Origin of the sequence: Sulfurihydrogenibium yellowstonense SS-5 (assembly GCF_000173615.1) — a bacterium.
Taxonomy (GTDB): Bacteria; Aquificota; Aquificia; order Aquificales; family Hydrogenothermaceae; genus Sulfurihydrogenibium; species Sulfurihydrogenibium yellowstonense.
In genome coordinates, this window is record NZ_ABZS01000035.1 from 1 (window position 1) to 10,974 (window position 10,974).

A 10,974-nucleotide genomic window follows, 5' to 3' on the forward strand; every position below is an offset into this window, starting at 1 on the left:
AATCCCTTTCAAACCCATCACTACACAAGCTTAAACCAAACATCAAAAAATAAAATTACATTACCAATACGTTAGCTTTACTGACTATCAAGTCATCTCACCAAGCAATCAAGCAATCAAATAAAAATCATTAAAATATTGATAAACCAATCTCTCACGTCTCACTTCTCACGTTTCACGCTCTCACGTCATATAAGCTTGTGCGGGCTAACCTATTCAATTGCCAAGGTACAGTTAAAAAATTAAAAAGCTAATATAAATATACAAAAAAATTTTTAACCTGTCAAGCGGAAATTGAAATTAAATTTAAAGATAATTAACAAAAATCAGATACTTCTTATTCTTAAGAATTTGTTATAATTTAGATAAAACAAAAATATCGGAGATGGTTTGAATGGAACTTATATTAGCGGTTATGTTTATCTTTTTTGCAGTGGTTATTTTTGCAGGAATCTTAGGCATGAAAGCTTCTAAGTAATTGTGGAAATTTATCTATTCTGCATCTTGCCTTTGCCTCAAAATCAAGGGATACTGCCACACCTTTTTCTTTAAACCTTTTATATCCAGTGTATGCTACCATCGCTCCATTGTCAGTGCATAAGTACATAGGTGGAAAATGAACTTCTAAATCTTTGAAATTTAAGAATTCTTCTCTAAGCTGAGAGTTTGCAGATACACCCCCAGCCACAACAACTCTATTTATTCCAAACTCTTTACATGCTAAAACTGTTTTCTTGACTAAAACATCAACAACAGCATTTTGAAAAGATTTTGCAATATCTTCTTGTTTGTAGATGCCTTTATTAATCTCTCTAATCACAGCAGATTTTAATCCGCTAAAAGAAAAATTATACTTATTTTCTTCATCATTTAATAAAGGTCTTGGAAATTTTATGACTTCCTTTCCTTCTTTTGCTAACTTGTCAATTATTGGACCACCGGGAAATCCAAGACCTAAAGCCCTTGCTACTTTATCATAGACTTCACCGACTGCGTCATCTAAGGTTCCGCCAAGATAGATATAATCTTCAAATTCTTTAACTAAAATTAGTTCCGTATGACCACCGGAAACTACAAGAGCTAAAAACGGATATTCAATTTCTTTTTTTATAAAGTTTGCAAATATATGAGCTTCTATATGATGAACCGGGATTAATGGCTTTTTTACAGAAAAAGACAAAGCTTTTGCACCGGAAACACCTGCAACAAGAGAAACTATAAGACCGGGCATAAAAGTAGTAGCGATAGCATCTATATCGGATAAAACTATATTTGCATCTTTTAGAGCTTTATCTAATACCGGTAAAAAGTTTTTTGTATGCTCCCTTGCTGCGATTTCTGGATAAACACCGCCAAATTGAGCATGAATAAGCTGTGATGACACAACGTTAGACAGTATACCTTTTTCGCTGTCGTATACCGCTACTGAAGTATCATCACAGGATGTTTCTATTCCAAGAACTATCATGTTAATTCATTTTTTTAGCAAAGTTTAGAATTTTAATTGCATTAACTGCAGCTTCCAATTGTGGGTCTTTTACTTCTGTCTCATCTTTTCTGCTTATTTTTGCTTCTCTCTCTGCTTTAGCTTTTGCCATCTCTTCTTCCTCCGTCATTTTAACAATAATATCCGGAGTAATTCCTTTGTTCATTATTAGATTTCCATTAGGTGTGTAATAGTGAGCAACGGTAAGCTTTATGCCAGAGCCATCTTGTAAGGGAATTAAAGTTTGAACTGAAGCTTTTCCAAAGGTTGTATCTCCTACGATTATAGCTCTTTTATGGTCTTTTAATGCACCTGTCAAGATTTCTGAAGCAGAAGCAGAGCCTTTATTTACAATGACAGCCATAGGAACGTCTTTTGGAACTATTGGGTCAGATTCTGAATAAAACTCCTCTTTATTCTTAGGGTCTCTTCCTTGTGTATATACGATAAGTTTGCCTTTTGGAATAAGCATGCTTGCTATAGAAACAGCAGATGTCAATAAACCACCAGGATTATTTCTTAAGTCTATTATTATACCTTCTTTGTTTTTAAATTGTTTTAAAGCTTTTTCAAACTCATCGGCCGAGTTTTCTTGGAATTGTGTTAATCTGATATAGCCAATTTTTCCGTTTTCAAGCTCTTTTGTTTTAACGCTTTTTACTTTGATTACATCTCTTACTATTTCAACTTTAAAAGGTTTATCTATTCCTTTTCTAAAAATGGTCAATGTAACTTTTGTTCCGGGCTGTCCTCTCATTTTTTTGACTGCTTGGAATAACGTCATCTTATCCGTAGGCTCGCCGTCAATTTCTATTATCCAGTCTCCGGGCTTTATTCCGGCTTTGAATGCAGGAGTATCTTCTATGGGAGAGACAACGATAAGTTTGTTATTTTCCATTGTTATTTCTATTCCAAGACCGCCAAACTCTCCTTGAGTCTCTGATGTAAACTCTTTAAACTCTTCCGGTGTAAAGAAAGTTGAATACGGGTCTAAAGATGATAACATTCCTCTTAACGAGCCATACAATAAATCCTTTGATTTTGGCTGTTCTACATAATTATCTTCAACTATTTTTAATACATCTGTATAAGTTCTAATTATCTGAACTTCATCTGAGTAATCTGTTTTAGGTTGGTTTTTTGAGTTTAGTCCAAAGCTCATGCCAGCGATAAAAATTAACATTACTCCTACGACGAGTGAAATCTTACTTTTCATCTTTACTCCTTTATTAAATTTAAAATTTTCATTAAATTTTAGTATATCATAGAAAGGTGGGAAGTAAGAGTAAAAGGTTAAGTAAGTTCTATAAAGAGTGTTCCAAAATTCTTGTAAGCTTGCCTTTCCGTGTCATCCTGAGGACGAAGTCCGAAGGATCTCTTTTTTAATTTTTTGACTTGAAAAGAAAAATATGAGATTCTTAGCTTCGCTCAGAATGACAGTGTGGATTTTTGGAACAGTCTCAGTGAAAAGTTTAATAAAATTACGAGATTCTTTGCCGGCTGCAGAATTACGATGAGGATTTTTATAAAGCAGCCTCAAGCAGCAAATAATGAGTGAAGTATGCAGACGATTCGCGAAACGCCTCTACTTACTTTTTAACTTTTTATCAATTTCTTTTCTCTAAATTTAATCAAATTTGTAATTGTAAAATTAACCCTTGGTAGATAGCCTACATTTTCACCAAGCTTTACAATAGCACCATTTAAAGCGTCTATCTCTGTTCTTTTACCGGATTTCAAATCATAATACATAGATGGGAAATGGTCTTTTGTTGGTGGGATTAATTTTTCATAAAACAATTTTTTATAATCTTCTGGGTTGTCAAAGTTCAGCCGTATGTTGTTTAACTTTGCCACTTGAAAGATTTCATCTATGATTAAATCCATTATTTCTTTTGTTTCTTTATTTTCTTTTAGCATTCCATAACTACACTCAAGCAACGCACCGAGAGGATTTAACGCACAGTTATAAAGTATCTTATCCCATAAAACTTTATATACATCCTTAGAAAAAGAAGCAGGAATGCCGGCATGTTTTATTGTGCAAACTACATTTAAAACTTCTTTGTCTTCCAATAGATTCTCCGGCTGTCCTATTCTTACATCATCTGCGTTTACAGTTATGTAAGCATGAAAAGGTTCAATTAATTTTGAGCCAAAAATCACTCTGCCAAGTAAAATTTTTGATTTGTCTATATATTTTGATGCTGTTTCGTAGTTTCCATAGCCGTTTTGGGTCAATAGTATTTTGGTTTTTGGTTTTATAAGTGGAAGTATCTTTTTTATAGTTTCTTCTGTATCAAAAGACTTAACGGCAACTATGATTAAATCAAAATCTATATCTTTTAAATCTTCTATGCCGGATGTTATTAAATCAAGCTTTGCTTTATGGTTGCCCCAAATTCCTTCAACGTGTAGAGTATTGTCCTTTACAAACTCTAAATGATAGTCTTTTACTAAGCCGTAAACATTATGCTTAGATTCTTTTAAAAAGGTGGCAAATACTGTTCCAACAGCTCCAAGTCCTACGACAAGGATATTTTTCATATTAGTTCTAAAAATCTTGCTATTTCTTCTAAGTTTGGTGGGAGTTCTACCGGTTTTTCGCTTGCTTTTATTACTGCGTCCGGGTCTTTAAGTCCGTTTCCTGTAAGTGTGCAGGTAATAACTTCTCCACCTTTAAATAAGCCTTTTTTAACAGATTTTATCACTCCTGCCACTGATGCAGCAGATGCCGGCTCGCAAAATACACCTTCCGTTGATGCTACAAGTTTGTAAGCATATAAAATTTCATCATCAGAGACTGCGTCTATAAAACCATTACTTTCTCTTGCTGCTTGTAGTGCTGGCTGCCAGCTGTAAGGATTGCCTATCTTAATTGCTGTTGCTATTGTTTGTGGATTTTTTATAGGAAATCCTTTTACAATTGGTGCTGCTCCTTCTGCCTGCCATCCTATCATTCTTGGAAGTTTTTTAACCTTTCCAAGCTGATGGTATTCTTTATATCCTTTCCAGTATGCTGTAATGTTTCCTGCATTACCAACGGGTATAAAATGAAAGTCTGGTGCTTCTTCAAGGAAATCGCAAATCTCAAATGCTGCTGTTTTTTGTCCTTCTATTCTGTAAGGATTTACAGAGTTTACAACTTCAACAGGATATTTTTCTCCTATTTCTCTAACAATTTCTAATGCATCGTCAAAATTTCCCATGACGGCTATTATTTTTGCTCCGTATACCATTGCTTGGGATAATTTTCCTATGGCAACGGCTCCTTTTGGAAGTAAAACGTATGTTCTCATTCCGGCTTTTGCTGCATAAGCTGCTGCAGATGCAGAAGTGTTTCCGGTAGATGCACAGATTACAGCTTCTTTTCCATTTTCTTTTGCTTTTGAAATTGCCATAGTCATTCCACGGTCTTTAAAAGAACCGGTTGGATTAAGTCCTTCATATTTTAGATAAATCTGTAAATTTAAGTTTGGTGCTATTTCTTTTGATAAATTGTCAGCCTTTATAAGTGGTGTGTTTCCTTCATGAAGTGTTATGATTGGAGTATTTTCATTAACCGGTAGATACTGTCTGTATGCTTCTATGATTCCTTTCCATTTACAACCCAAGAAAAAATGCCTCCTTTATTTTTTAAGATTGTTATTAAGCTCTTTCATCAACTCTTCCGTTATTGGACCTTCTGGGCTTCTTCTGATAAATTGCTGAACTACTGGGTCTGGATGGTTTTTAATCTCCTCAGGCGTTCCGATAGCATAAATAACACCTTTATGAATCATAGCTATTCTATCTGCAATGCTAAAAGCACTTTCAAGGTCATGGGTAACTACGATAGAAGTAACTCCAAGCTCATCTCTAAGTTTTAAAATTAATTTATCAATCATAGCAGAAGTTACAGGGTCAAGTCCGGAAGACGGCTCATCATACAGTATGATTTCCGGATTGTAAGAAATTGCCCGTGCAAGGGAGACTCTTTTTCTCATACCACCTGATAACTGAGAAGGATATAAATCTTCTACATCTTTTAAACCAACCAGCGCAAGCTTTTCTTTTGCAAGGTTGTATATATCCTTTTCCGGCATTTTTGTATTTTCTAAGTAGTAAAAACCTACATTTTCCCAAACTTTTAAACTATCAAACAATGCCCCTTCTTGAAATAGATAGCCTATTTTCTTTCTAAATTCTATTAATTCGGTATCCTTTAAAGATGTGATATCAACGTTATCGATATAGATTTTTCCCGATGTGGGTTTTAAAAGTCCGATGATGTGTTTGATAACGGTACTCTTACCGCTACCACTACCACCCATAATAACAAAGACTTCAGACTTTTTAACATCAAAGGATATATTCTTTAAAACTTCTCTATTTCCAAACTTTTTTGTAAGATTTTCAACCTTTATTTTCGTATCCATGCTAAACCTCATAAAAATTATAACATCTTTTTAAATAAAGTGAGAAAGTGAAAGGTTGGAAGGTAAGAGGCAAGAAAGTAATTTATTAAAAAATCTAATTACTAATAACTTTATATATTGTTCTTAATGTTAAGTTAGTTTAGTTGATGTGTTTTAAGAGATTTTATCGTTAACTTTGAAAATTTAAAGGACTTACGCATTAACTTAAAACTTTAATAGAAAAATCTTTGCTAATTAAGACAAAATACATAGGTTTTGCTCTACTATCTATTATGTACTGTCAATTCTTATATTGTCTTTGTACGATAGTTCATAAATTTTTCAGCACTATTTTAACAACTATTTGCTTTACCATAAAAAATGTTTTCTATATTCTTTTATACCTATAAAAAATAAAAATTTTGTAGAATTTTATATTTCTTGTTTTAGATAACAAAAGATTTAAGTGAACCATTTAATGCTTAACTTTAAAATAAAAGAATCTCAAAGGGAGAAAATGTCTCCCTTTTACAATAATAGTAATTACTTAAACGTCATTAAAAATTTAAAACTATTGATTTATCACCTGCATTTACAAAGCTTAAAAAAGTTGCAGCTCCAACTGGTTTTTCTACACCATCTATTAAATCATCGACCGTATAACCAAAAAGTGTCATTGCTGTCTGGCATGGATATAATTTTATCTCTAAATCTTTTGCTTGCCGGATTAGTTGCTCTAAGGATGGGACTTTATGCTTTTCCATCATTCCTTTCATCATAGATGTTGCAAAATCCATCATACCCGGCATTATTGTTAGTATCTGTGGCACAGAAACAGGCATAGGCATTGCCGGATTTCCTATCGGAGAAACTTTTAAATTTTTATGTTTTTCTTTATGAATTGCATTTAATCCATAAAAGCTGAAAAACATCCCTACTTCCATACCCATAGCTGCAGCTGTAGTCCCAATTATAAAAGCAGGCATAACTTTATCTAAGGTTCCACTTAAAACGATAATTCCAACTCTTGTAGCCATTTTTACTCCATATATAAAAATATATTTTCTATATTTATTATATTTATATGAATATTTATTTGAAAATGATATATATCATACTCTAATGATAACTTACAGTTGCTACCTTGACCAACCTTGAAATGTCATAAGAAAAAATAGCCATAATGATTTTCAAAACAAAGCCTGTAAAACTTATAACCCTAGCTTTTCCACCAAGATAAATACTTTTCAAACAGACTCTAAGATTTCTATTTTTTCCTTCTTATAACTTTCTCTTTTTCCTCGTCTTCACCTTCATGTCTTTTACTCCTTTTATCTCCCAATGGTCTAAAATTTATACCTTCCTCTTTAAGCCGATCTTCAATACCTTAGTTATTATGGCCTTTATTTCCTATTAACTTATCTTCTCTCTCCATGTAATTGAAAGACATGTGAGCTAAGTCTTCTAAATCATGGCAACTTCCAGAAGTTAATCAAAACTCACAAATAAAACTATTTTCATCCCAAACAATATGATGCTTTATTTTGTAAAAATCCATAGTATTAAGCATTCATACCTTGGGGTGAGAAATTAGCAGTTTTTATGAAATTTAAAAAGGAGATCCTTCGGACTTACGTCCTCAGGATGACGAGGAACTTCCGAATGATGTCATTCTGAGCGAAGTGAAGAATCTCCTACTTTTATTGAATTTCTCACCCGACATATTAAAATGAATGTTTCTTCGTTCATTATAACACCTCTATAGACTTTTTAAAGTTTTTCTATAGAAGGGCTTTTTAATTTATGATTTCTGTCAGGTATCAACTTGGGTTAATATATAATTATATATAATATCCTTGCAAAGAGTAACCAAAAAATTGAAAAAACTTATTAGCTATTTAGCCTAAAAAATAAGGAACATTGATTCTCTATCTTTTTAGAACAAAGGAGGCGGATAAATGGTTCATATCCTCAATAAAGATAAAAATATGAGAGTATTAGTTGTAGATGATGAATGCTGTGTATTAAATTTTGTAAAAAAGATCCTTGGTACAAAGGGTTTTGAAGTAATAACACTACAATCCTCTAAAGGTTTAGAAGATTATCTATTAATAAGCGACTTGCTTTTGATAGATATAAAGTTGGAAGACGAGAATGGGATAGATGTAGTAGAAAGGTTGAGGACAAAAGGTTTCAACATCCCAGTAATTTTTTTAACCGACTATACAGATGCGAATACAGTAATAAGTGCATCAAGATTTTCTGCTACAAATATACTTAAAAAACCTTTAAACGACGAAGAGCTTTTACGAGTTGTAAAAGAGATGTTGGGATATAACCTAAATCCTACTATTCCATATAGTAGAGAGTATAAAGTAATCGGCTCTTCAAAGGCTATGTTTGAAGTTTTTAAAAAAATTGGTTTAGCTTGCCAAAATGATCTCAATGTTTTAATAACCGGAGAAACAGGTGTAGGAAAGGAAGTGGTATCACGGCTAATCCATGAAAATAGCCCGAGAAAAGAAAAACCTTTTGTTATATTGCATTGCCCTGCCATACCTTGGGACCTCTTCGAAGCAGAGCTGTTTGGATATGTAAAGGGAGCCTTTACGGGTGCCTTGGTAGATAAAAAGGGGAAGGCAAAGTTAGCTGAAGGTGGAACCCTTTTTTTAGACGAAATAGGAGACATTCCTTACAAACTTCAAGCAAAGCTTTTGGCTTTTGTCGAAAGAAAGAGTTATTTCTCATTGGGAAGCTCCAAGGAAGAGAAAGCAGACGTTAGACTTATTTTTGCTACAAACAGGGACCTAAAAAAAATGGTAGAAGAAGGAAAATTTAGAGAAGATCTGTATCATAGAATAAGTCAAATGGGTATCTACATACCACCTCTTAGAGAAAGAAAGGAAGACATAAAACAGTTAGTCGATTATTTTATAGCTTTTGCTAACGCAGAAATAGGAACCATGGTTGAAGGGGTGGAAGAAGAAGCTATGAAAAAGCTAATGGATTACTCATTCCCAGGGAATGTACGTGAGCTAAAAAACCTGATTTATAAGACAGTTATTGAAACAAAATTTGGGAAAATAAAAGATTTTGATATACATCCAGAAAAAACAACTGTTTACAATACAACATGTTCTTTTGATAGATTTATAGATATGTTGCTTGACTCAACGCCGGAAGAGGATCTTCCTAATCTTCTTGAAAGGATAGAAGTCTATCTCATAAAGAAACTTCTCGAAAAATACTCAGGCAACAAGTCAAAAGTGGCGGGTCTTTTAGGAATATCTCGAAATACCTTAGAAAATAGGTTAAGAGGGATTTTTTCAAATTAAACGTTTAAAGTGATCGATTTATTATTTTGTCGCTGATAACTTATTAACTATTACTCTTATATTTCTCTTATATTTCGCTGCTTTTTCGTTTCGTCACTTTGTCATAATGCTTCCATTCCAAATGAATTTTTAAATTTATTTAAACGTTGCTCAATTTTTGAACATAACCCTATAAAAATTTGAACATTCAAAAAAAATCTACTGATAAAAATCTTTAATTATTAAAGGTTTTAAAAATTGGCACAAAGTTTGCATTATATATGGTGTTAATTAAAACTTGGTAGGAGGTACAGCAATGTTTATGACGAAGATCTCACGAAGAACTTTTATCGGTGGAAGTGCGGCTATGGTTGCACTTTTATCTACGCCAGAGTGGGCAATGGCTCTTATAACCCAGCCATACCCAAGGTTAAAAATAGCCAACATTAAGGACTTAAAGGTAGGAGAGCCAGTAAGCTTTAATTATCCAGATGAACAATCTCCAGCAATTCTTATTAAGCTTGGAGAGAGGGCTATTGGTGGTGTGGGACCAGAAGGGGACATCGTAGCCTACTCGTCATTATGTACCCATAAGGGCTGTCCTGTTAGCTATTCTAAAAAGAGGTTTGTTTGTGCTTGCCACTACTCAATGTTTGACCCTGCAAAAAATGGGCAAACATTTCAGGGACATGCATCTGAATGGCTTCCTCAGATAATTTTGCGTTTTGAACCAAGAACTGGAAACATATACGCAGAAGGGGTAGAAGGACTTATATGGGGAAGAATTAGAAATATTTTAAAATCTAGCAAAATAAGCAAATTATAGAGGAGGTACAAAACATGGCAGTATTTGAAAGAAAGGACAGCATACCAATTCCACCAAAAGATGCACAAAAATTTACATCACCTTGCCAGTACTGCAACGTAGGTTGTGGTTATAACATATATAGATGGCCTGTGGGCAAGGAAGGTGGGCTAAAGTCAAACGAAAATGCACTTGGTATAGACTTTACTAAACAAGGAGTAGCCCTGCAAAGTCAAGCAATAACCGAAACTATGTACAGCGTAGTAAAAGGAGAGGACGGCAACCTTTACAACGTTTTAATAATACCAGCAGAAGACTCGCCCATAAATAGAGGAAACTACTCTATAAGGGGAGGAGCTAATGCAGAGGCGACATATTCACCTACAAAGCCCACAAGAGAAAGAGTACACCAACCATTAATTAGAGTTGGGGATGAGTTAATGCCAGTTAGCTGGGAAGAGGCAATAGATTTAGTCGCAAGAGTAACCAAAGGCATCAAGGATAAATATGGTCCAGATTCAGTAGCTATGAAAATACACGACCATGGAGGCTCTGGTGCTGGGTTCGAGGAGAACTGGGCAGTTGGAAAATTCTTCTTCATAGCAGTTGGTACAAAAATGTTATCTATACACAATAGACCGGCCTACAACTCCGAGGTTTGGGGTCAAAGAGAGAGAGGAACTCACGAGCTTAACTATACTTATGAGGATGCAAGACTTGCTGATACCATAGTACTTTGGGGTGCCAACTCTTTTGAAACTGCTTCCGTTTTCTACACAGAACACATGCTTCCAAACCTTCAAGGTGCAACCATTGATGAAAAGAAAAAAGAGTATTTAAAGGGAGAGCCAGCAGAACCTGCAAGAATGATTGTTATAGACCCAAGAAAAACAGCCAGCGTAAAAGTTGCAGAGATTGCTGCACCTTATAGAGTTCTTCATTTAAGACCAAATCTTGGAACAGACTACGTAC

General features: G+C 34.1%; 9 protein-coding genes. 3 read left to right on the forward strand and 6 right to left on the reverse strand.

Translation table 11 applies throughout. The features are described 5' to 3' along the window. Nucleotides 1–454: 454 nt before the first annotated feature. The 6 genes from tsaD to SULYE_RS02345 all read right to left on the reverse strand — a co-directional run bounded on the left by tsaD (nucleotide 455) and on the right by SULYE_RS02345 (nucleotide 6,920). Nucleotides 455–1,468, reverse strand: a complete 1,014-nt coding sequence (tsaD, locus tag SULYE_RS02320) for a tRNA (adenosine(37)-N6)-threonylcarbamoyltransferase complex transferase subunit TsaD (RefSeq protein WP_007546121.1) — start codon at nucleotides 1,466–1,468, stop codon at nucleotides 455–457. A gap of 1 nt (nucleotide 1,469) precedes the next feature. Beyond that, on the reverse strand, nucleotides 1,470–2,702 hold the full coding sequence (locus tag SULYE_RS02325) for a S41 family peptidase (RefSeq protein ID WP_007546122.1): 1,233 nt from the start codon (nucleotides 2,700–2,702) through the stop codon (nucleotides 1,470–1,472). Nucleotides 2,703–3,082: 380 nt separating this feature from the next. Then, the gene (locus tag SULYE_RS02330) at nucleotides 3,083–4,033 is read right to left on the reverse strand and encodes a 2-dehydropantoate 2-reductase (protein ID WP_007546123.1); all 951 of its coding nucleotides are present in this window, start codon (nucleotides 4,031–4,033) and stop codon (nucleotides 3,083–3,085) included. Then, on the reverse strand, nucleotides 4,030–5,100 hold the full coding sequence (thrC, locus tag SULYE_RS02335; RefSeq protein ID WP_007546124.1) for a threonine synthase: 1,071 nt from the start codon (nucleotides 5,098–5,100) through the stop codon (nucleotides 4,030–4,032). The genes SULYE_RS02330 and thrC overlap by 4 nt, the downstream gene beginning before the upstream one ends. 15 nt (nucleotides 5,101–5,115) lie before the next feature. After that, complete coding sequence (locus tag SULYE_RS02340; RefSeq protein ID WP_007546126.1) at nucleotides 5,116–5,904, reverse strand: ABC transporter ATP-binding protein; 789 nt, start codon at nucleotides 5,902–5,904, stop codon at nucleotides 5,116–5,118. 536 nt (nucleotides 5,905–6,440) lie between these two features. Beyond that, nucleotides 6,441–6,920 carry a DsrE/DsrF/DrsH-like family protein gene (locus tag SULYE_RS02345; RefSeq protein WP_007546127.1) on the reverse strand — a complete coding sequence of 160 codons (480 nt, stop codon included), beginning with the start codon at nucleotides 6,918–6,920 and terminating at the stop codon, nucleotides 6,441–6,443. A gap of 921 nt (nucleotides 6,921–7,841) precedes the next feature. Between SULYE_RS02345 and SULYE_RS02350 the strand changes: the two genes are divergently transcribed. The 3 genes from SULYE_RS02350 to SULYE_RS02360 all read left to right on the forward strand — a co-directional run. Next, nucleotides 7,842–9,218: a sigma-54-dependent transcriptional regulator gene (locus SULYE_RS02350; RefSeq protein ID WP_007546131.1), complete on the forward strand. Its 1,377-nt coding sequence runs from the start codon at nucleotides 7,842–7,844 to the stop codon at nucleotides 9,216–9,218. Between the two features lie 295 nt (nucleotides 9,219–9,513). Beyond that, nucleotides 9,514–10,023: an arsenate reductase (azurin) small subunit gene (locus tag SULYE_RS02355; RefSeq protein WP_007546133.1), complete on the forward strand. Its 510-nt coding sequence runs from the start codon at nucleotides 9,514–9,516 to the stop codon at nucleotides 10,021–10,023. A gap of 14 nt (nucleotides 10,024–10,037) precedes the next feature. Next, on the forward strand, nucleotides 10,038–10,974 hold a 937-nt coding region (locus SULYE_RS02360; protein ID WP_007546136.1), incomplete at its 3' end, for an arsenate reductase (azurin) large subunit.

Excerpts from the sequence above, each read along its gene's own strand:
- SULYE_RS02355 (WP_007546133.1), top strand. The coding sequence starts at position 9,514 with ATGTTTATGACGAAGATCTCACGAAGAACTTTTATCGGTGGAAGTGCG.
- tsaD (WP_007546121.1), bottom strand. The coding sequence starts at position 1,468 with ATGATAGTTCTTGGAATAGAAACATCCTGTGATGATACTTCAGTAGCG.
- SULYE_RS02325 (WP_007546122.1), bottom strand. The coding sequence starts at position 2,702 with ATGAAAAGTAAGATTTCACTCGTCGTAGGAGTAATGTTAATTTTTATC.
- SULYE_RS02350 (WP_007546131.1), top strand. The coding sequence starts at position 7,842 with ATGGTTCATATCCTCAATAAAGATAAAAATATGAGAGTATTAGTTGTA.
- SULYE_RS02330 (WP_007546123.1), bottom strand. The coding sequence starts at position 4,033 with ATGAAAAATATCCTTGTCGTAGGACTTGGAGCTGTTGGAACAGTATTT.
- SULYE_RS02345 (WP_007546127.1), bottom strand. The coding sequence starts at position 6,920 with ATGGCTACAAGAGTTGGAATTATCGTTTTAAGTGGAACCTTAGATAAA.
- SULYE_RS02340 (WP_007546126.1), bottom strand. The coding sequence starts at position 5,904 with ATGGATACGAAAATAAAGGTTGAAAATCTTACAAAAAAGTTTGGAAAT.